This is a genomic window from Janthinobacterium sp. Ant5-2-1 (assembly GCF_001445815.1).
In the GTDB taxonomy this organism is placed as follows: Bacteria; Pseudomonadota; Gammaproteobacteria; order Burkholderiales; family Burkholderiaceae_D; genus Janthinobacterium; species Janthinobacterium lividum_E.
Genome location: NZ_LNCE01000040.1, coordinates 59586 through 79447, shown reverse-complemented (window position 1 = coordinate 79447; position 19862 = coordinate 59586). Strand labels below are relative to the sequence as shown.

The window sequence follows — 19862 nt, the reverse complement described above, 5'->3', positions numbered from 1 at the left end:
TTCTGGGTATGCGGGTGCTTAGCTCAGTTGGTAGAGCGGCGCCCTTACAAGGCGTAGGTCGGGAGTTCGAGCCTCTCAGCACCCACCACCAATACAGAAAATTATCCAGTGCTTCATGGATCAGCAACACAGATCATACGAGCTTGGAGTGGTAGTTCAGTTGGTTAGAATACCGGCCTGTCACGTCGGGGGTCGCGGGTTCGAGTCCCGTCCGCTCCGCCAATAAAAGAAAAGCCCTTTGGTTCTCTGAACCGAAGGGCTTTTCCCATTGTGGGGCCGCAAATGCTCTAGAATCAGCGCTACCCCGACTCCGCTCCTGCCTGATGCGCCTGCCCCGCAGCTTTTCCCCCTATCTCGCCCTGCGCTTGCGCCTGGCCCATCATGCTTTGCTGCAATTTGCCGCCAGCCTGGCCAGTTCCATGGAAATTCTCGTGTTCCTGGCCGGCCCCGTCTTGCTGGGCCTGCTCAGCGTCATCGCCCTGCCCGGCTTTCTCGCCGTCACCCTGCCCTGGCCCGCCGCCCTTGGCCTGCTGGGCGCGCAAGCGTTGCTGACCTGCCTGCCCGCCTGGCTGCTGCGCAAGCGATTGTTGCCGGCCAGTACCGCCGCCTGGCTGCGCCAGCTGCCCTTGTCGCCACGCCTGCGCTGGCACGCCGATATCGCCGTGGCCGGCATGCTGATGCTGCCGCTGGGCCTCGCCTATGCCGTCTCGGCCGGCATCTGGCTGGCGAAGTCGCCACCCTGGCTGCGCCCGGCCGCCGTGCCCGGCGTGGCCGCCACCGTCGCCGTCTGGCTGCTGGCCTGGCTGCTGACGACGCTCATCGTGACGCAGCGCCTGCGCGCGCCGCGGCCGGCACAAAAGGCGCGCGCCCCCACGATGACGGCCTACGTGCCGCAACGGCCCCGCTGCTCTACCCTGTTCCTGTGGCGCCAACTGTTCTGGCTGCCGTTCTGGCGCAACGAGAATATGATCGGCCTGCAGCAAAGCCTGCTGCTGGCTACGGCTGGCGCCAGCATGCTGGCCTGGCTGCTGCGCACACCCCTCGTGCCCGCACCGCTGCTCGGTTTGCTGGCCAGCGCCAGCCTGGTCATTGTGACGGACCGCGGCGACAAGGCCGTGCGCGAGCAGATCGCCGTACTGCGTCCCGTGCTGAACGCCTGGCCCCTGGCCAACGCCACCTTGCTGCGCCTGGCCTGCGCAGCCAGCCTGCTGCCACCGTTTGCCGTGCTGCTGGCAGGTGCGCTCTTGCTGCATTGCATCGATCCCGCCGCCTTGCAACAGCGCGTGGCCAGGGTGTACGCCTTCACCGCCAGCGCGGCCCTGCTGGCCATCGTCGGCTTGCCCCGCCTGACGGCGCGCGGGCGCGTCGCCCTCGTCGTCCTGTCCATCCTCGCCTTGAGCGCCATCGGAAGCGAATTATGGAATTGAACCTGTCTTCTCCCGTGCTGCACGTCGAGCACCTCGATTTTCACTTCCCCACGCACAGCGTCTTCCAGGGATTCAATCTGCAATTCGGCCCTGGCGTCACCTGGCTGCGCGGCGCGAACGGGGCTGGCAAAACGACCCTGCTGAAGCTGGCGGGCGGCGCCCTGCTGCCCGCGCGCGGCGTCATCCGCCTCGATGACGTCGACAGCGGCCGCATGCCGCTGGCCTACCGCACGCAGGCGTTCTATTGCGGCGGCGACACGCCCGCCCTGCCCTGGCTGCAAGTGCACGAGTTTCTCGACCTGCACCTGGCCCTGTATCCAGGCAGCGACCCGTCCCTGCTGAATGAGGAGTTGAGCGCGTTTGCCATGACGTCCACCTTGCAGCAGAGCATCACCGCCCTCTCCCTGGGCCAGCACAAAAAACTGCAACTGGCGCTCGCCCTGGCCTTGCCCGTGCGCCTGCTGCTGATCGACGAGCCGTTCAACGGCCTCGACGCGGCGGCCATGGCGCACCTGCGCGCGCGCCTGGCCGAGCCGGCCCGCCTGGCGCGCCAGTGCATCGTGCTGACCAGCCACCTGGCGCCGGACGTGCCGCTGGCGGCGACGGTGCAATTGTGAAATTGGCCTTTGCAGATCCGACAAGAAACGCTTACGATGCCGTGTTGCAAATCCGGCGATCCCGGTGCAGCCACAACGACAACATGGCGCGGCTACTCGCTGCGCCTGGCTTATTCTTGGAGAAATTATGTTGAACACCCACCGCAGCGCTCTGGCGATTCTGTGCGCCGCTTTTGCCACCTCCGCCATCGCCGCCGGCCCCACGGGCACGGCCTCCGACTATGGCAGCAGCGCCCCGCACGCCGCCGCCCAGCGCAGCATCGAGTTGCAGCCCGACACGCGCCACATCAACGTCACGCGCGGCGAAACCGTCACCATCGCGCGCGCCGGCCAGCGTTTTACGTGGCACGTGCAAACTTTTAACCATCAAACGACATTCGCCCTGGTCGAGATCGCGCCGAAGGACATGGCCGTCGATGGCGTGCAAGTGTACGTTGCCGCCAATCCCCTGTACGCGGGCAGCTAAGTTTCTTCTACGCATAAAAAAAACCGGAAGGGCATCGCGGCCGTTCCGGTTTTTTTCAGCGTGAAGATTTACGCCGTCAATGCTTCTTTCGCTGCCGACTCTTCGACCACTTCCTCGTCGTCCGAGCGGATCAGGTGGTCAAAGGCGGACAAAGCTGCCTTGGCGCCTTCGCCGGTGGCGATGATGATCTGCTTGTACGGCACCGTGGTGACGTCGCCGGCCGCAAACACGCCGGGGATCGAGGTCTGACCGCGGGCGTCCACTTCGATTTCGCCGTGGCGCGACAGCGCTACCGTGCCTTTGAGCCACTCCGTGTTCGGCACCAGGCCGATTTGCACGAAGACGCCTTCCAGCTCGACCTTTTTCGGCTCGCCGCTGACGCGGTCCGTGTAGCTCAGGCCATTGACGATCTTGCCATCGCCGTGGATCTCGGTCGTTTGCGCCGACGTGATCACCGTCACGTTAGGCAGGCTGTGCAACTTGCGTTGCAGCACCGCATCGGCACGCAATTCCGCGCCGAACTCGATCAGGGTCACGTGTTTCACGAGACCGGCCAAGTCGATCGCCGCTTCCACACCCGAGTTGCCGCCGCCGATCACGGCCACACGCTTGCCCTTGAACAGCGGGCCATCGCAGTGCGGGCAGTAGGCGACACCGTGGTTGCGGTATTCCTTCTCGCCCGGCACGTTGATTTCGCGCCAGCGGGCGCCGGTGGCCAGGATGACGGTCTTGGCTTTCAGGATGGCGCCATTCGCCGTTTCAATCTGCACCAATTTGCCCGGCGTCAATTTCGCGGCGCGCTGGGTGTTCATGATGTCGACTTCGTATTCCTTGACGTGCTGTTCCAGCGCCATGGCGAACTTCGGACCATCCGTTTCCTTGACCGAAATAAAGTTCTCGATGGCCAGGGTGTCGAGCACCTGGCCGCCGAAACGCTCGGCCAGCACGCCCGTCTTGATGCCTTTGCGGGCTGCGTAGATGGCCGCTGCCGCGCCGGCAGGGCCGCCGCCGACGATCAACACATCAAACACGTCTTTCTTGTTCAACGCTGCCGCCTGGCGGGCGCCGGCATTCGTGTCGAGCTTGGCAAGGATTTCCTCGACATTCGTGCGGCCCTGGCCAAAGTGTTCACCATTGAGGAACATCATCGGCACGGCCATGATCTGGCGCTCTTCCACTTCTTTCGGGAAGACGCCGCCATCGATGGTGGTGACCTTGATGCGCGGGTTGATCACCGCCATGGCATTCAAGGCCTGCACCACTTCCGGGCAGTTATGGCACGAGAGCGAAATAAACGTTTCAAATTCGTAGTCGCCGTCGAGGTTGCGGATCTGCTCGATCACGGCCTCGTCGAACTTGATGGTGTGGCCGCCCACTTGCAGCAGCGCCAGCACCAAGGAGGTAAATTCGTGGCCCAGCGGTACGCCGGCGAAACGCACGCCGATGTCCGAGCCGGTACGGTTGATGCTGAACGACGGGGCGCGTACGCCAGCGTCAAGGCGCTCGACCAGCGTGATCTTGTCGCTCAACAGGACTATCTCCTGGAGCAATTCCTTCATCTCGCGGGCTTTTGCGCTGTCATCGAGAGAAGCGACCAGCTCAAGCGGATACACCACTTTTTCCAGGTAGGATTTCAGTTGGGTTTTGAGGGTTGCATCTAACATGATTTTTTCTTCCTTTACAAATATTTAGGCGAATGCCGGGCCGGACGCCCGGTCCGGCATCGCGGTAACTACTTGTTTGCTACGTGTTGCATCGAGACTTAGATCTTGCCGACCAGGTCCAGCGATGGGGTCAGGGTTGCTGCGCCTTCCGTCCATTTGGCTGGGCAAACTTCGCCTGGGTGAGCGGCAACGTATTGGGCTGCCTTAACTTTGCGCAACAGTTCCGATGCGTCACGGCCGATGCCGTTGTCATGCACTTCCAGCACTTTGATGAAGCCGTCCGGATTGATGACGAAGGTACCGCGCAGTGCCATGCCTTCTTCTTCGATCATGACTTCGAAATTGCGCGACAGGGTACCGGTTGGGTCGCCGATCAGTGCGTATTGCACTTTCTTGATCGCGTCCGAGGTATCGTGCCATGCTTTGTGCGCGAAATGCGAATCGGTCGAGATGCCGTAGACATCGACGCCCAGCTTCTGGAATTCAGCGTGGTGATCGGCCAGATCTTCCAGTTCGGTTGGGCAAACGAAGGTGAAGTCAGCTGGGTAGAAGACGAATACCGACCACTTGCCTTTCAGCGATGCTTCCGTCAGGTCGACGAATTTGCCATTGTGGTATGCGGTTGCCTTGAATGGTTTAACTTGGGTATTGATCAGCGACATTTCATTTCCTCTCGTGTGGTGAATCAGTAAGACTCTAGTGTAAGGGGTTTTAGCCCATACGCAAAATTGATTGTCGCAATAGTTTCAATTGGTTTTAGCTATCACGACATGATGGGAACTCCATGATAGGCAGTTCCCACGCGATTGGATAGCGGCGACAGTGGATACCCCTGCCGCCGCCAGGTGTTTAGTTCTTCAGTTCTTCCGGTACTTTGCCGCCGTTTTCCGCCAGCTTGATCATCACCTGGCGGTGCAGCCAGATATTCATGCTGGCCGAATCATTGGTGTCGCCCGTGAAATGCAGCTCTTGCGCCAGTTCCTTGCGCGCGGCCAGGCTGCTGTCGAGTTGCAGCAATTTCATCAGGTCGACGATGGACGTGCGCCAATTGAGTTTTTCCGCGTTCTTGCTGGCCAGGTCGACCAGCACCACTTCCACGTCCACGACGGGCGCGGCAGCCGCTGGTGCGGGTGCTGCCGCCGGTGCTGCTGCGGATGCTGTCGTGGCGGCGGCCGGCGTGGCAGCCGGGGCGGCGTCGGACGAATGGTGGAAGATCTTGTTATAGATATTGCTGAAAATGCCCATGAGGTCACCTCGAGTTGAGTGAATGGAAGAAGGTTTGCCTGCGCACTAGGTCCAGGACCCATGACAGCAACGCCGGGCGCAGGCGCCAGCCCATCGAGTATAAGCCCGTTCAAGCCGGAAGCCCCGTCCCGCAGGCTTGCGCCAGATCTGGTGGCCGACTGGGTCTGTTTCAAGGGTGCAAAGGTCGCCGGGCGTGCAGCAGCGCGTCGAACGCTTCGATGGCCAGCGCTGGCGCAAACAGCTCACCTTGCGCAAAGTCGCAGCCGATTTCCAGCAGCCGCGCGCGCTGCGCTTCGGTCTCCACGCCTTCGGCGATGACTTGCAAACCCAGCTTGTGGGCCATGGTGACGATGGCTTCGCACAGCACCAGTTCGCTGGCGCCGTGTGCCAGCTTGCGCACCAGCACGCCGTCGAGCTTCAGGTAATCGATGCCGCACTGCTGCAATTGCGTCAGCGAGGCATGGCCGCTGCCAAAATCATCGAGGGCGATCTGCAGGCCCGCCTCGCGCAAATGCTGCAGGCGCGGCGCCATGCTATTGCCGTTAGGTAAAAGCACATCTTCGCGCATGTCGAGCACGATGGCCGAGGCCGGCACATCGAGCGCCATCAGCTGGCGCAGCCAGGTACCGGGCGCCTCCACTTCGCGCTGCAGTTCCAGCGGCGACTGGTTCAGGCACAGTTGCAGCCCCGGCAAGCCGATGACCTGGCCTTGCGCGCGCCAGTGCAGCAGTTGCGTGGCCGCCGTGCGCAGCACCCAGTCGCCGATCTCCACGATCAGGCCGCTGCTTTCGGCCAGCGCGAGGAAATCGGGTGGATACACGATACCCCGCTGCGGATGGTGCCAGCGCAGCAAGGCTTCCGCTTTGGAAATATTGCCGCTGTGCAGTTCGACGATGGGCTGGTAGTACAGCTGCATCTGCTGTTCGCGCAGGGCCGTGCGCAAGTCCGCCCCCATGCGCATGCGGTTGACGGCCGCCACCTGCATGGCGGGCGTAAAGTAACTGTAGCGGTTGCGCCCCGCGCCTTTCGACACATACATGGCCTGGTCCGCCTGCTTGAGCAAATCCTCGATCGTGCCCGCGTCATCGGGATACAGGGTGATGCCGATCGAGGCGGAAACGAAGGCCTGCTCCTGTCCCAGCAGGAACGGCGCCAGCAAGCCGTCGAGTATCTGCCGCGCGATGCGGTCGACTTGCTGCAGATCGTCGATGTCGGACAGGATCACCGTGAACTCATCGCCGCCCAGGCGCGCCACCGTGTCCGTCTCGCGCACGCCCACGCGGATGCGCCGCGCCGCCTCGATCAGCAAGATGTCGCCCTGGTGGTGGCCGAGCGTGTCGTTGACTTCCTTGAAATGGTCGAGGTCGATGAACAGGATGGCCACGCGGCTCGCATCGCGCCGCCCCTGGGCCAGCGCCAGGCGCAGGCGCTCGTGGAACATGCGGCGGTTCGGCAATTGCGTCAAAGTATCGAAATTGGCTTGCTGCCAGATCAGCGCTTCCGTTTGCCGCTTGTCCGTCACGTCTTCCAGCATGCACAGGTGGTGCGGCCCGCCGTGGCGCGCCGTGGCGATGGCCGTCACCGAGGCATCGACCCACACCACGCCGCCATCGGGACGCACGATGCGCTTGGCGTGGCGGAAACCCTGCAGGTGCCGCGCCAGCAGCTGCGCCACGTGCGCCTGCTCGCCGGCCACATCGTCGGGATGGCTGATCTCCATCCAGCTCGAGCGCCTCATGTCCTCCAAGGTGCGTCCGGCGATGGCCAGATAGCGCGGATTGATATCCAGAAACTGTCCGCTCACGGTATCGATCAGGGCGATGCCCATGGGTGCTTCCTCGAACATGGTGCGAAAGCGCAATTCCCCCTGGCGGATGGTTTCCTCCGTGCGGCGGCGCTCGCGCGCCAGGTTGTTGAAGTGGAAGCCGGCCGACACAGCCAGCAAGCTGCCCGCCAGCCCCAGCGACAGGTACAGCCAGCCCAGGTCGGCGCCTGGCACGGGGCGGTACAGGAAGCCCTTGTAGGCGCGGCTGGCCGTGGCATTGGGCGGCAGCACGCCCATGGCCGCGTACGTGTCGGCGATGTGCTGCCAGCGCTGGGGATTCATGTAGCCAAGCTCCACCAGCACGGGCTGCAGCAGCAATTCCATTTGCTGCGCCTCGTACAGCAAGTGCGCCTGGTCGTGCCGCTGGCTGTATTTGGCGTGAATCACGCGCGCCATTTCCTCGCGGTGCGCCATCGCGTATTGCCAGCCGCGCAGGCTGGCCGCGCGGAACGCTTTGACACGCTCGGGATGGCGACGCAGTTCCTGTTCGCTGGTAAACAAATTGTCGCCGTAAAAATCGATGCCGGCCGTGCGCGGCGTAAACTGGTAATAGGAAAAGCCCGCCCGGTCCAGGTAGTCCGGTTCATTGGTGGAATACGCAGCAATCGCATCGACCTTGCCATCGATCAAATCCTCGATCCGGTAGCTGGGCGGCAAGTGGCGCATCTGCTGCGGCGCGACGCCCATTTTCCCCAGGAATAGCGACACTTCATCGGAGGCGGCCGCCACATTGACGGCCGCACCGATCATCACGGGCGCCCCCACCAGCTTGCGCACGTCGGGTGCGCCGCCCTGCTGGCGCATCAGCAGCACGCTGGGCGAATGCTGGAACACGACGGCCAGCACCACCACGGGCTTGCCCGCCAGGCGGCTGAGCAACAAGGTGCTGTTGCCCACGCCATACTCGGCCTGGCCCGCCAGCACGGCCGCCTCGGCAAGCGGCACGCCGCTGCCTTCGACCAGTTTCACCTCCAGCCCCGCCTCGCGGTAATAGCCCTGCTCGATGGCCGCGTAATAGCCGGCGAACTGGAACTGGTGCGTGAAATTGAGGTGCAGGGAGACGGCTTCCAGCGCCCGGACGGGCGTGGCCAGGCACAGCAGCAGAATGAAACAGCAGCGGAAAGCGTCGGAGGCTTTCATCGGCATGGCGGGACACCACAGGAAGCTGCCGCGTTGGCAGGGGTAAGGCTATTGTAGCCGCCCCTTTTGCCGATGGATAATTATTTCAGTGCGGACAATAGCGTTGATGTTTTTAGCAAACAATCACACCATTGTTTGCGTTAAAACACGACGCCAGCCACCAGAATGATGTTGGCGTACGGACTGCATTCGCCCGTGCGCACGATGGCGCGCGCGCCCTTGCTCAATTGCTTGAACTCGTCGTGCGTCACCTGGCGCGCATCGGGCAAGGCCAGGGCCGCCACCTGCGCCGCCATGGCCGGATTATGCTGCGGCAACTCGCTGGCGAGCAAATGGTATTCCACCTGCATTTCGCTCAATACCGTGTTTACGGTATCGATGAAGCCGGGGATGCCGCGCGTCAGGGCCAGGTCGATCAAGGGCACGCCTGGCTGCGAGGGCAAGCCCGCGTCGCCGATGACGAGCATGTCGCCATGGCCGAGCGAAGCGATCAGTTGCGACAGCGCAATATTAAGCAGCGGTGATTTTTTCATGGATTCAGAACAGCTCGTGCAAGTGGGGGATCGACGTTTGCGCGCCGGGCTTGGTGACGCTCCAGGCGGCCGCGCGCTGGCCTTGCTGGATCGCTTCGGCCTCGTCCATGCCGGACGCGAGGCCCGCCACGAAGCCGCCGATGAAGGTATCGCCGGCGGCCGTCGTGTCGACGGCTTTCACCGCTTCGGCCGGGAACGTGTAATCGCCGCCGTACAGGGCCGCGTGCACGCCCTTGGAACCCAAGGTGATGATGACGTTGTCGCTGCCCAGCTTTTGCAGCGCGGCGGCCAGCGCCTTGACGTCCGCGCCTTCCGGGCTGACGCCGGCCAGCATGGCCGCTTCGATTTCATTCGGAATCAGGTAATCGACCAGTTCCAGCACGCCTTCCGGCAAGCTGGCGGCCGGAGCCGGGTTCAGCACCACGGTCTTGCCCAGCGAACGGGCCAGTTTGATCGCGTGCACGACGGTGGCCATCGGGGTTTCCAGCTGCAGCACGACGATGTCGGCCTGCTCGATCAGCTCTTTTGCCGCGTCGATATGCGCGGGACTGAGCAGATCGTTGGCGCCGCCGGCGATGACGATGCTGTTCTGGCCGTTGTCGTCGACGAGGATGGAGGCGATGCCGGACGCGACACCGGGCAAGGTCGTGATGTGGCTGTCGATGATGCCGTCGCCGACGAGCGCCGCGCGCAGGGTCGCGCCAAACGCATCGTCGCCCACGCAAGCGACCATGGCCACTTGCTGGGCACCGGCCACTTTGCCGCTCAGGCGCGCGCAGGCCACGGCCTGGTTGGCGCCCTTGCCGCCAGGAATGGTTCTAAACGCGCCACCCGTCAGGGTTTCGCCGGGGAGGGGCATGCGCGGCACGCGCAAGACCAGGTCCATATTGATGCTGCCGATAACCACGATCATGATGTCATTCCCATCAGTTCAGTTGCAGGTGAAGAAGTAAGTGCGGTAGAAGTTACAGCGGCCGCCACGCTGGAGCCACGCACGTGCAGTGCGGGCGCGATGCTGCGCTGCTGGCGCGGCAAGGCGGGGTCGGCGATACGCGCCAGCAGGCAGGCGGCCGTAATGTGGCCCAGCTCGCGCGTATTTTGCGCCACGCTGGTCAAGGCTGGATGCACGAAACTGGCCAAGTCGATATCGTCGAAGCCCACGACGGCCAGGTCCCCGGGCACGGCAATGCCGCGCTCGGCGGCGGCGCGCAGGGCGCCAAAGGCCATCAAGTCATTGCAGCAGAACAGGGCGTCGGGGCGCTGGCCTGGCGGCAGCGCCAGCAGGTCCAGTGCGGCCGCATAGCCACCCGCGCTCGTGAAATCGCTATGGCGGCACAGCGCGTCGTCCAGGACTACGCCCGCGTCCGCCATGGCGCTGCGCACGCCATCGATGCGCTCATTGGAAATGCTCACTTCACGGGGACCGGCGATGCAGGCGAAACGCCGGCGCCCCAGGCCCAGCAAATGGCGCGCGGCCAGGGCACCGCCGGCGCGGTTGTCGACGGCCACCGCATCGATGGACAGGTCGCTGGGCGCGCGGTCGAGCAGCACGGCCGGCACCTTCATCTTGCGCAGCAATTCGCCGTCGCTGTCGGCCAGCGCGGACAAAATCAGGCCGTCGCAGCGCTTGGTCAACAGTACATTTAAATAGTCGCGCTGCTTGACGGGGTCGTCATCGGAATTGCATAAAATCACGCTGTAGCCGGCCGCGTAGCAGCTGTCCTCGATGCCGCGCGCCACTTCCGAGAAATACGGATTCGTATTATTCGGAATGATCAGGCCGATGGTGCCCGTGCTGCGGCTGCGCAGGGAACGCGCCAAGGCGCTGGGCACGTAATGCAGTGCCTCCGCCGCTGCCAGCACGGCGCGGCGCGCCTCGTCGCTGACGGGGCGGGTATTGTTGAGGACGTGCGACACGGTGGTAAACGACACCCCCGCCGCCTGCGCCACTTGTTTGATGGTTGCCATGGGCCAGTATTATGAACGCTCGCCGCGACGGCGGTAGGTATCGAGCACCACGGCCGCGACGATCACCAGGCCCGTGACGATGCGTTTCACGGGTTCGGACACGCCCACTTGCGCCAGGCCCGCTTCCAGCACGGAAATGATCAATACGCCGATAAAGGTGCTGATGACGGAACCGCGTCCGCCCATCAAGCTCGTGCCGCCGATCACGACGGCGGCGATCACTTGCAATTCCATGCCCACGCCGCCGTTCGGATCGGCCGCTTCCAGGCGCGACACCTGGAACAGCGCGCCCACGCCGGCAAGAAAGCCCATCAGTGCAAACACCAGTACTTTCGACGGCTTCGTGTTAATGCCGGACAAACGCACAGCTTCTTCATTCGTGCCGATGCCAATCCAGTGGCGTCCCAGCACCGTGCGCGTGAGCACCAAATGGCCGATGACGACGATGGCGATCGAGGCGATGAAGGCGGGCGACAGGCCAAACGCGATCGGCGAGCTGATGCCGTCAACGGCGCTGCCAATGTATTCCGTGCGCGAGTTCGTCACTTGATACGCCATGCCGCGCGCCATTTCCAGCACGCCCAAGGACACGATGAACGAGGGAATGCGCCAGCCGACGGAAATCAAACCTGTGGTGGCGCCGCACAGCGCGGCGACGAACATGCCCAGCAGGGCCGCGCTCCACACGGGCCAGCCCCAGTGCACGACGGCCAGCGACAGCACGGAAGCGGCCAGCGCCATCACGGAACCCACCGATAAATCGATGCCGCCGATGATCAGCACGAAGGTCATGCCGACAGCCATCACGACGAGGGTCGGAATATTGTTCGACAGGGTGCTCAAGGTGGCCAAAGTGAAAAAGTTTTCGCTGGCGAACGAGAACAGCACGCACATGGCGACCAGGGCGCCGATCAGGCCCGCATAGTTTTTCAGGTCGGCCAGGCTGCGCTGCAGATACGAAGGAGAGGAATTGGTGGTCATGGGAATCTTTCCGGCGGATCAGGCCGCAGCTGGAGTGGAAGTGGGGGTCAAATAGCCGGAGAAGGCGGCCGACAGCAGCGCGTCCTGGCTCCAGGCGCCGCGCTCGAAGGTCTCGACGATGCTGCCGGCGCTCATGACGGCGATGCGGTCGCAGATCAGCATCAGCTCGCGCAAGTCGCTCGATACAATGACGAGGCCCTTGCCCTGGCGCGCCTGTTCGGCCAGCACCTGATAAATATCAAACTTGGCGCCGATATCGATGCCGCGCGTGGGCTCGTCGAACAGCATGACGGGACAGTCGCGGTACAGCCAGCGGGCGATCACCACCTTTTGCTGGTTGCCGCCGGACAGTTCCGCCACCGTTTGCGCACTGTTGCGCGAGCGGATGCCCAGGCGTTGAATGTAATCATCGGCCACCGACGCTTCGGACGCATCGTTGAGCCAGCCCGCGCCGCTGACGGTGTCGAGCGAGGCCAGGGTCGTGTTGACGGCGATGGACTGGCGCAACAACAAGCCTTGTCCCTTGCGGTCTTCCGTGATCATGGCGATGCCCGCTTTCACCGCTGCCTGCGGCGAGGCCAGGGCGGCCGGCGTTTCGCTGTCGCCAAGGAACACGTCACCCGCGTCGGCACGGTCGGCGCCGAAGATCAGGCGCAGCAATTCCGTGCGGCCCGAGCCGATCAGGCCGGCGATGCCGAGGATTTCGCCGGCGCGCAAGTCGAACGAGGTCGGGTTGACGACCTTGCCGCGCGCCAATCCCCGCACGCGCAGCAGCGGCGCGCCGATGGTGCGCCCGCTCAAGTCCACCGCATCGTCGGCCGAACGCCCCACCATCAGGCCGACCAGGTCGGCGGCGGAGTGGCCCGCGATATCGTCGTCGCACACGAGTTGCCCATCGCGCAGCACGGCGATGCGGTCGGCCACGCGCTTGAGTTCTTCCAGGCGGTGGGAAATATAGATGATGCACACGCCTTCGGCTTTCAGGCGCTCGATCTGCAGGAACAGCAATTCCACTTCGCGGTGCGTCAGCATGGCCGTCGGCTCGTCGAGCACCAGCAGGCGGCAGGCGCCAATCAGATTGCGCGCGATCTCGATCATTTGCTGGTGGCCGATGCCCAGTTCGCCCACGAGTGTCCACGGGTCGAGGCCGCCCAAGCCCACTTTTTCCATCTGTTCGCGCGCGTCGCGCTCGAGACGGGCGCGGTCGATGAAGCCGAAACGCTGCGGCAGGTTTTTCAGGTACAGGTTTTCCGCGATCGACAGGGTAGGAATCAAATTGAGTTCCTGCATCACCATGCGGATGCCCAGCGCTTCGGCCGCGCCGCGCGAGGCGGGCTGGTAAGGCTTGCCGTCGAGCAGCATTATGCCCGTGGTGGCTTGCTCCAGGCCGCAGATGATCTTCGACAGGGTGCTCTTGCCAGCACCATTTTCGCCCGTCAGCGCCATGACCTGGCCAGGGGCGAAGCGCAGGCCCACGCCGCCCAGCACGGGGCCGACATAGGATTTGCCGATATTATCCAAGGTCAATAGAGGGGTGGCGGCTGATGGCGCCGGGGGAATGTCGGTAGGCATGATAAAACTCCGCGGCAAAAGACGGCGGGGCCGGCGCCAGCAATGTTGCTATGGCGCTGGCCCCGGCGGGATCAAACGATCAGGACTTGGCGCCCTTGGCGACCAGTTCGACCTTGGTTTCGATGACGCCACCCAGATCGGCCTGTTTCTTCTTCTGCGCCAGCGCTTTCAGCACGGTGTCGATGCCGAACACGGCTTGCTGCGAACCGAACTGGTCGGCGGTAGCCAGCACGCGGCCATCGGCCAGCATCGGCTTGATGGCGTTGATGTTGTCGTAACCGACGACGAGCACTTTGCCCGTCTTGCCGGCCGCCTTGATGGCGGAAATGGCGCCGATGGCCATGTTGTCGTTACCGCACAGCAAAGCCTTGATATTCGGATTGGCGTTCAGCATGGCGGCCGCCACCGTGTTGGCAGGAGCGATTTCCCACTGGCCCGACTGCACACTGACGACCTTGGCGCCGGCCGCGTTCATCGCATCCTGGAAGCCCAGGGTGCGCTGCTGCGCGTTGTAGGTCGTCGACACGCCTTCGATGATGCCGACCGGGTCGCCCTTCTTGATCTGCTTGGCCAGGAAGTCGCCGACGACATTGGCGCCCTTGCGGTTGTCCGGGCCGACGAACGGCACGCTGATGCCCTTTTCTTTCAGGGCGCCTTCGTCGAGCTTGTTGTCGATATTGACGACGATGATGCCCGCGTCGATGGCTTTCTTCAGCACCGGCACCAGCGCTTTCGAGTCGGCCGGGGCGATCACCAGCGCGTTGACGCGCGAGACGATCATTTGCTCGACCAGCTTGATCTGGCTCGACGTATCCGTCTCATCCTTGATGCCGTTCGACAGCAGGTCGTACTTGGCGGCATTCGCCTTCTGGTGCGCCTTGGCGCCATTTTCCATGGTCAGGAAAAATTCATTGGCGAGCGACTTCATCACCAGCGCCACCTTCGGTTTGGCAGGTGTCTGCGCCATCGCCGGCACGGCGGGCAAGGCACACACCAGGACAGCGGCGGCAATCATTTTCAGGCGAATACGGGATGTCATGAGCGTCTCCAGAGTTGTTGGTCAAGCACGTGTAGATCATGCTTTTATGGAATTTTACGGCGCGCAAACGTTTGCGCGAAGCGAATAGTGCCTCAATGCCCTATTACAGTGCAAGCAAAACTGTATGTGCGGTGCAGCAAAAAGGAGCGCCCAGAGGGAAACGGGCAGGCCGATGCGATCAGCCTGCCGAGGGGAAATGCACGGATTCAGGAGTTTGTTGCGGGTCGGGTGCTGGCCCATTGCACGGCCAGCACGCTGGCCAGCACCAGCAGCAAGCCCAGCATCGACCAGCCCGTCATGGCCTGGCCCAGCAAGGCCCAGCCCAGCACGACGGCCATCAGGGGACTGAGCAGCCCCAGCGAGGAGACGGCCACGGGCGACAGCCTGGCGATGCCGCGAAACCACAGCGCGTACGCCAGCAGGGCGCCGGCCAGGCACAGGTAGGCGTAGGCCAATATTTGCGGCAAGGACAAGGCCGGCAGCGGCGCGTCGGCCAGCCAGGCGACGGGCGCCAGCATCAGGCCGCCCAGCAGCAATTGCCAGCCCGTCAGCGCCAGCACGGGCAAGTCCGGCTTCCAGCGCCGCGTCAGATAGGTACCGGCCGCCATGCAGGCCGTGCCGCCCAGCGCGGCGGCGATGCCGATCGGTTCCCACACCGTGCGCGGCGACAATAACAAAACGCCCATGCCGGCCACGCCCAGTACGCTGGCTCCCAAGGCCAGGCGGGCCGGACGGCGCCCTTCCACGCCCCAGGCCAGGCCCATCACCAGCAGCGGCTGGACGGCGCCCACCACGGCCGCCAGGCCGCCGGGCAAGCGGTAGGCAGCGACGAACAGCAACGCCTGGAACACGCCGATATTCAGCGCCGACAGGATCAGCACGCGGCCCCAGTCGCGCCGCGCGGGCAAGCGCCGCATGACCAGCAGCAACAGCAAGCCGGCCGGCAGCACGCGGATCAGGGCCGCCGTGAAGGGCCGGTCCGGCGGCAGCAGTTCTGACGTGACGATATACGTGGAGCCCCAGATCAGGGGCGCCAGCGCCGTGAGCAGAATATCGCCCCAGGCGGGGCGGACAGGAGAGGCAGGCATGGACTATCTCGACATCAAGATAAAAAACCAGTGTGGGAGCAAACTATCTTGATGTCAAGATAAATTGGCGTTGGGTCGCCGCCAGACGGGCGTAAAAAAGCCCGGCATGGCCGGGCTCCGGGATGATGCGAGACAACAAGCTGCGCCGTCTGGAAAATGGGCTAGTCGCGCACCCGCTGCAGGACCGCGATCCGCAAGCCGCCAAGCATGAGCGTTGCCGTATTGTTGCTGTTGCTCAGACTGACCTGCATGGGCATGCCGCCCCGCTCTTCCGAGAGGATCGTCACGACATTGCCCTCGGCGGTAAACGTGGCCTTGCTTGCCTTGCCATGTTCATCGATCATGCTGTCCCGCGTAAATTCCAGGACTTCGCCCGCCGAGGTCTTCCATTTGCCCACCAGCGGGTGGCCGCCAAAGCTGAACAGGCTTTTCAGCTTGTCCAGCATGCCCGCTCCTTGCGCGCCGGACGCGTTGCGCATGGCGCCCGCCATGGCCATGGCGGCCTCGTGCATTTGCGCGCGGTCGGTGACTTGCCATTGCTTGTCGACCAGCGCCAGCGGCAGTTGCACTTCCAGGACGCCATGTGGCAAACGCTGCAGGATCAGCGCACGGTCCGGCGATTTGGCGAGCCACGCCGCCTCATCGGTCAGCGCCAGCTTGGCTGTCGCCATCGCCACCTGCTGCCCGCCCATCTCGCGCACCTGCTCGTAGCCGCTGACACTGGCCACTTTCACGCCCTTGGCCACGCACAGCTTGTCGCCGCGCAAGGCCGCCTTGCCCGGTGCGGCCAGCGCATAGACAAATTGCGATTGCGCAATCCAACCGCCGCTGCTTTGCTCGACGGGAGCGTTGTACAGGCCGCCACGCACGAGGATATCGAGCCATTGCCGAGTGGAACTGTCGTACGACGCCACGCGGATTTCTTCCTTCTGGTACGGCAAGTTGGACAAGCACAGCAGCTTGTCGCGTGCCGCCTCGTCGGTCGCCAGGTGGGCGTCGATGGCGCGGCTGAAACTGCTGGCCGACGCCGCCTCGGGCGCCAGCAGCCACGCCAGCGCGCCACCGGCCACGACGACCACCGCCAGCGCGCCGCCGGCGATCATGATGTGGCGCCGCTGCACGCCAGCGCCAGCCGGTTTGGCGGGCGCGGCGGGTGCCGGAGACGGCGCGACGTTGACGGCCTTGCCGCACTCGTCGCAGAAACGCGCGTCGGGCGCATGGGCGGTGCCGCACTGTTTACAGAATTGCGCCATGGTCTGCCTTACTTGAGTTTATGCGCGCATTCGCCGCAGAACACGTCATCGGACGCGACCGGTGCCTTGCAGCTCGGGCAGTGCAGGCTGTCAACGGGCGCGGCAGCCGGCGTGGCCGGGGCGGCGGGCGCAGTCGCCTGTTCGGCCAGGGCACGCGCGCGTTCACGCGCTTCTTCGGCTTTTTTCTTGACCGTGGCCAGGCCGTCGTTCAGGCTCGCTTCCGAAGCGCTGAAATCGACATTGCGCGTGGCGTTCAGGTAGATGATGCACACGCCCTTGGTGAAGATCAGGCCAGGCACGACGGCCGCGGCCGCCAGCAGCAAGCCGCCGCCCAGACCGGCTGCGATGATGTAGCCGGAACCGCCGCTCAGACCCGAAGCGAGGGAATACATGTTCATCTGGCCGCCCAGGCCCAGGATGCCGGCCGACATGCCGCTTGTCAGCGACACGCCGGTACCGATCACGCCAAAGATCAGCAGCGCCACAAACGAGGTGATCAGGAACAGCAGCACTTCCAGCAGGATCACGGACACCAGCTTGGTGCGCACGATCAGGTTCAGGCGGGCAATGATCTGGAACACGGTGGCGCCCGACCAGGCGGCAGGGCCGGCCAGCGGCAGCATCACGTAGAACAGCGCAAACACCAGCACGCCCAGCACGATGGCCGACAGCGGGAAGACGACCGTGTACAGCACGGGGCCGAGCACGGGAATCTTGCAGACGAACAAGATGATGGCAATGGCGATCATGGCCGCCAGCACGATCAGAAATTCCAGGAACACGACCGCGATCAGGCGGTGGCTCGTGTACAGCGAAACGAGCACGGCATCAACCAGGCTCATGCCTGACTGGCCTTGCGCATCGCGCATCAGCAGGATGCCCACGGCGTTGGAACCGTAAAACATGACGAGGAAAGCCATCAGGCCGCCCAGGAAGCCCAGCAGCACGCTGCTCATGCTGCCGGCAAGCATCGTCAGCAGGCCGCCGACGAGCACGGCGCCGATAAAGGTCAGGGCCAGCAGGGCAATCGCGCGGAAATTCTTGATGGCGTCGGTCGCTTCGATCAACGAACCGAGTGCGGAGGAAAAGGGAAGAGATTTAGGTACTTCTGTGGAAATGGTCATGTCTGGCCTGGAAGGGGGAAATCGGAAGGGGCCGCCTGCCTGGCCGCCCCGTGGTCATGCTGTGTTAGTAGGCCAGCGCCAGTTGCAGATCGGATGCAGGCGCTTGGCGCTGGACGATCTGCAGCTTGACGTCCTGGCCGCCGACGCGCTTGCTATTCAGGTACAGGGCCGTGCGTACCGGGTAAATGCCCTGCGGCACGCCTTCAGGCATGGGAATCGAGAAGCCGCCCTTGTAGGCGCCGCTGCCGTTATTGCTGCTGACGACCTTGCGCACGGTTTTGATCAGTTCGCCACTTGGCTTGTACAGGCTCAATTCCTCTTCCACCAGCGGGTTCGGATCGCGCGTACCGGCCGCCACTTCGATATACGAATTGGTCTGCGCCTTCTGGCCCGGACGCACGGACGATGGCGTAAAGCCCGTCTCGTATTTCACCAGGGTCGACTGCTCGGGCAGCTTGCCCTTGTTGGCCACCTTGTAGTCGGCCTGCACCTGCTGCGACGTCTTGACTTGCTGGCTTTGATAATTCAAGGCCACGCAAGCGAGCGCGCCCAGGCTGGCGCCCAGGGCCGCGCCGCGCACGGTATTGTTGCCACCACCGAGCAAGCCGCCCACGACGGCGCCGATGCCGGCCAGCATGGCCGTATTGCATTCGCCGCTGGCCGCTTCCGTACCTGCAGCGGTGGTGTTACCCGTGGCGCCAGGGCCGCCCGGCGCGGCGCAACCGGCCAGCATCGAAGACACGACCAGCAGCGCCACCATGGGCTTGGCAATTTGTTTCAAGTTTTTCACGTTATTCTCCGGAAAGATCAAAATAGGAATGGGAGGCAAGCCACACGGCTTACTCGATCTGGATTTGCGACAGCGCCTTGTCCTGCGCTTCCTTCGCCTTGCGCTTGATGTCGAGCGCATGGCGGTTGCCCGTTTCCATGCGCAACACGGCATTCGCGTTGGCAATGGCACAGTCGTATTTGCGCTGGCTCATGCAATGGCTCGCTTCCGACAGGCTCTCCGTGATCACGCTTTCCAGGCCACTAGTCTGTTTGACGGGCGCCGGTGGCGGTGTCACCTTGACGGGCTTGGCCGGTTTTTCCGCAACGGGGGCCGGTGCTGGTGCGGGTGCCGGCGCGGGTGCCGGAACAGAGGCTGGTGCAGGAACGGCGGCCGGCACTGGCACCGGTTCGGCTGCGGCCGCCGCAGGCGCGGTCGCCGTGGCGCCATCGAGCACCGGGTCGCTGATGGCCAGCGGCTGCTCGGCTGCAGGCGCAGGGTCCGCCTGCACGGGCAAGGCTGGAACGGGTTCCGGCGCCGCGGCAGTTGGCTTGCTTGACAGGAAATAGTAAGCGCCCGCACCGCCCAGCAGTACCACCGCTGCGACAGCGGCGGCGATCAGTTTCGTGCGGTTGCCAGCCGGCGGGCTGTCCGCCGGCACATCGGGGGCGGGAGCTGGCTCGGGTACAGGTTCGGGCACAGGCTCGGCACGGCGCTTTTCCAGCACAGGTGGTGGCGGCGGTGGCGCGACCAGCTCCGGCACTGGCGTCGGAACCGGCTCAACAACAAGCTCAACGACGGGCTCAGTAACTGGCTCGATCACGGCCTCGATGACAGGTTCCGGCAGCGGCGGCGGCACCGGCGCGGCAACGGGCGCCACGGCAAAGCTGAACGCGCACTTGGGGCAGAACTTGGCGTCCGGCTTGCAGTCATGGCCGCATTGGCCACAGGATTTGCCTGGCACGGGAGCGGCGGCGGCCGGGGCAACGGCAAACGTCGTGCCGCAGGAAGAGCAGAATTTGGCGCCCGGCTTATTCTCGGCCTGGCAGGAAAGGCATTTCAATTGGCATCTCTTTTCATATCAACGCTGGAATCGCGTACGCTGGCGCTTGCCAGAATGGCAGCTTTGTTGCCGTACGGCTAAATATTCA

18 protein-coding genes and 2 tRNA genes are annotated in these 19862 nt (G+C 63.9%); 5 read left to right on the top strand and 15 right to left on the bottom strand.

What is annotated here, in order from left to right; translation table 11 throughout:
• The first annotated feature begins 12 nt into the window (after positions 1–12).
• The 5 genes from ASN89_RS14145 (at position 13) to ASN89_RS14125 (ending at position 2510) form a co-directional block, all read left to right on the top strand.
• Positions 13–88: transfer RNA gene (locus ASN89_RS14145), tRNA-Val, on the top strand.
• Positions 89–145: 57 nt separating this feature from the next.
• Positions 146–222, top strand: a tRNA-Asp gene (locus tag ASN89_RS14140).
• A 101-nt stretch (positions 223–323) separates the two neighbouring features.
• Positions 324–1427: a hypothetical protein gene (locus ASN89_RS14135; protein WP_058049689.1), complete on the top strand. Its 1104-nt coding sequence runs from the start codon at positions 324–326 to the stop codon at positions 1425–1427.
• On the top strand, positions 1418–2044 hold the full coding sequence (locus tag ASN89_RS14130) for an ATP-binding cassette domain-containing protein (RefSeq protein ID WP_058049688.1): 627 nt from the start codon (positions 1418–1420) through the stop codon (positions 2042–2044). The genes ASN89_RS14135 and ASN89_RS14130 overlap by 10 nt, the downstream gene beginning before the upstream one ends.
• 127 nt (positions 2045–2171) lie before the next feature.
• Positions 2172–2510, top strand: a complete 339-nt coding sequence (locus ASN89_RS14125; RefSeq protein ID WP_058049687.1) for a CzcE family metal-binding protein — start codon at positions 2172–2174, stop codon at positions 2508–2510.
• Between the two features lie 68 nt (positions 2511–2578).
• Here ASN89_RS14125 and ahpF read toward each other — a convergent pair whose 3' ends face one another.
• From ahpF to ASN89_RS14050, 15 genes are all read right to left on the bottom strand, one after another.
• Entirely contained in the window at positions 2579–4174 is a 1596-nt protein-coding gene (gene ahpF / locus ASN89_RS14120; protein WP_058049686.1) for an alkyl hydroperoxide reductase subunit F, read from the bottom strand.
• A gap of 98 nt (positions 4175–4272) precedes the next feature.
• Positions 4273–4836: an alkyl hydroperoxide reductase subunit C gene (gene ahpC, locus ASN89_RS14115; protein ID WP_034753905.1), complete on the bottom strand. Its 564-nt coding sequence runs from the start codon at positions 4834–4836 to the stop codon at positions 4273–4275.
• Between the two features lie 187 nt (positions 4837–5023).
• Positions 5024–5419, bottom strand: a complete 396-nt coding sequence (locus ASN89_RS14110; protein ID WP_058049685.1) for a DUF3597 domain-containing protein — start codon at positions 5417–5419, stop codon at positions 5024–5026.
• Positions 5420–5588: 169 nt separating this feature from the next.
• A complete protein-coding gene (locus ASN89_RS14105) occupies positions 5589–8390 on the bottom strand; it encodes an EAL domain-containing protein (protein WP_058049684.1) in 2802 nt (933 codons plus the stop codon).
• Between the two features lie 134 nt (positions 8391–8524).
• Positions 8525–8917, bottom strand: a complete 393-nt coding sequence (gene rbsD, locus ASN89_RS14100; RefSeq protein WP_034753900.1) for a D-ribose pyranase — start codon at positions 8915–8917, stop codon at positions 8525–8527.
• A gap of 4 nt (positions 8918–8921) precedes the next feature.
• Positions 8922–9830, bottom strand: coding sequence for a ribokinase (rbsK, locus tag ASN89_RS14095; RefSeq protein WP_034753898.1), 909 nt, complete (start codon positions 9828–9830; stop codon positions 8922–8924).
• Positions 9827–10885 carry a LacI family DNA-binding transcriptional regulator gene (locus ASN89_RS14090; RefSeq protein ID WP_058049683.1) on the bottom strand — a complete coding sequence of 353 codons (1059 nt, stop codon included), beginning with the start codon at positions 10883–10885 and terminating at the stop codon, positions 9827–9829. Before ASN89_RS14090 ends, rbsK begins: the two co-directional genes overlap by 4 nt.
• Before the next feature lie 9 nt (positions 10886–10894).
• On the bottom strand, positions 10895–11866 hold the full coding sequence (locus ASN89_RS14085) for an ABC transporter permease (protein WP_046683216.1): 972 nt from the start codon (positions 11864–11866) through the stop codon (positions 10895–10897).
• Positions 11867–11884: 18 nt separating this feature from the next.
• On the bottom strand, positions 11885–13438 hold the full coding sequence (locus tag ASN89_RS14080) for a sugar ABC transporter ATP-binding protein (protein ID WP_058049682.1): 1554 nt from the start codon (positions 13436–13438) through the stop codon (positions 11885–11887).
• 79 nt (positions 13439–13517) lie between these two features.
• Positions 13518–14477 carry a sugar ABC transporter substrate-binding protein gene (locus ASN89_RS14075; protein WP_058049681.1) on the bottom strand — a complete coding sequence of 320 codons (960 nt, stop codon included), beginning with the start codon at positions 14475–14477 and terminating at the stop codon, positions 13518–13520.
• 206 nt (positions 14478–14683) lie between these two features.
• Complete coding sequence (locus ASN89_RS14070; protein WP_058049680.1) at positions 14684–15565, bottom strand: EamA family transporter; 882 nt, start codon at positions 15563–15565, stop codon at positions 14684–14686.
• Positions 15566–15726: 161 nt separating this feature from the next.
• Positions 15727–16818, bottom strand: coding sequence for a hypothetical protein (locus tag ASN89_RS14065; protein ID WP_058049679.1), 1092 nt, complete (start codon positions 16816–16818; stop codon positions 15727–15729).
• An 8-nt stretch (positions 16819–16826) separates the two neighbouring features.
• Positions 16827–17942, bottom strand: a complete 1116-nt coding sequence (locus ASN89_RS14060) for a zinc ribbon domain-containing protein (RefSeq protein WP_152988565.1) — start codon at positions 17940–17942, stop codon at positions 16827–16829.
• Between the two features lie 64 nt (positions 17943–18006).
• Positions 18007–18732, bottom strand: a complete 726-nt coding sequence (locus tag ASN89_RS14055) for a hypothetical protein (RefSeq protein WP_152988564.1) — start codon at positions 18730–18732, stop codon at positions 18007–18009.
• A 49-nt stretch (positions 18733–18781) separates the two neighbouring features.
• Positions 18782–19774, bottom strand: a complete 993-nt coding sequence (locus ASN89_RS14050) for a zinc ribbon domain-containing protein (protein ID WP_058049676.1) — start codon at positions 19772–19774, stop codon at positions 18782–18784.
• Positions 19775–19862 lie beyond the last annotated feature (88 nt).

Excerpts from the sequence above, each read along its gene's own strand:
- ASN89_RS14135 (WP_058049689.1), top strand. The coding sequence starts at position 324 with ATGCGCCTGCCCCGCAGCTTTTCCCCCTATCTCGCCCTGCGCTTGCGC.
- ASN89_RS14130 (WP_058049688.1), top strand. The coding sequence starts at position 1,418 with ATGGAATTGAACCTGTCTTCTCCCGTGCTGCACGTCGAGCACCTCGAT.
- ASN89_RS14125 (WP_058049687.1), top strand. The coding sequence starts at position 2,172 with ATGTTGAACACCCACCGCAGCGCTCTGGCGATTCTGTGCGCCGCTTTT.
- ahpF (WP_058049686.1), bottom strand. The coding sequence starts at position 4,174 with ATGTTAGATGCAACCCTCAAAACCCAACTGAAATCCTACCTGGAAAAA.
- ahpC (WP_034753905.1), bottom strand. The coding sequence starts at position 4,836 with ATGTCGCTGATCAATACCCAAGTTAAACCATTCAAGGCAACCGCATAC.
- ASN89_RS14110 (WP_058049685.1), bottom strand. The coding sequence starts at position 5,419 with ATGGGCATTTTCAGCAATATCTATAACAAGATCTTCCACCATTCGTCC.
- ASN89_RS14105 (WP_058049684.1), bottom strand. The coding sequence starts at position 8,390 with ATGCCGATGAAAGCCTCCGACGCTTTCCGCTGCTGTTTCATTCTGCTG.
- rbsD (WP_034753900.1), bottom strand. The coding sequence starts at position 8,917 with ATGAAAAAATCACCGCTGCTTAATATTGCGCTGTCGCAACTGATCGCT.
- rbsK (WP_034753898.1), bottom strand. The coding sequence starts at position 9,830 with ATGATCGTGGTTATCGGCAGCATCAATATGGACCTGGTCTTGCGCGTG.
- ASN89_RS14090 (WP_058049683.1), bottom strand. The coding sequence starts at position 10,885 with ATGGCAACCATCAAACAAGTGGCGCAGGCGGCGGGGGTGTCGTTTACC.
- ASN89_RS14085 (WP_046683216.1), bottom strand. The coding sequence starts at position 11,866 with ATGACCACCAATTCCTCTCCTTCGTATCTGCAGCGCAGCCTGGCCGAC.
- ASN89_RS14080 (WP_058049682.1), bottom strand. The coding sequence starts at position 13,438 with ATGCCTACCGACATTCCCCCGGCGCCATCAGCCGCCACCCCTCTATTG.
- ASN89_RS14075 (WP_058049681.1), bottom strand. The coding sequence starts at position 14,477 with ATGACATCCCGTATTCGCCTGAAAATGATTGCCGCCGCTGTCCTGGTG.
- ASN89_RS14070 (WP_058049680.1), bottom strand. The coding sequence starts at position 15,565 with ATGCCTGCCTCTCCTGTCCGCCCCGCCTGGGGCGATATTCTGCTCACG.
- ASN89_RS14065 (WP_058049679.1), bottom strand. The coding sequence starts at position 16,818 with ATGGCGCAATTCTGTAAACAGTGCGGCACCGCCCATGCGCCCGACGCG.
- ASN89_RS14060 (WP_152988565.1), bottom strand. The coding sequence starts at position 17,942 with ATGACCATTTCCACAGAAGTACCTAAATCTCTTCCCTTTTCCTCCGCA.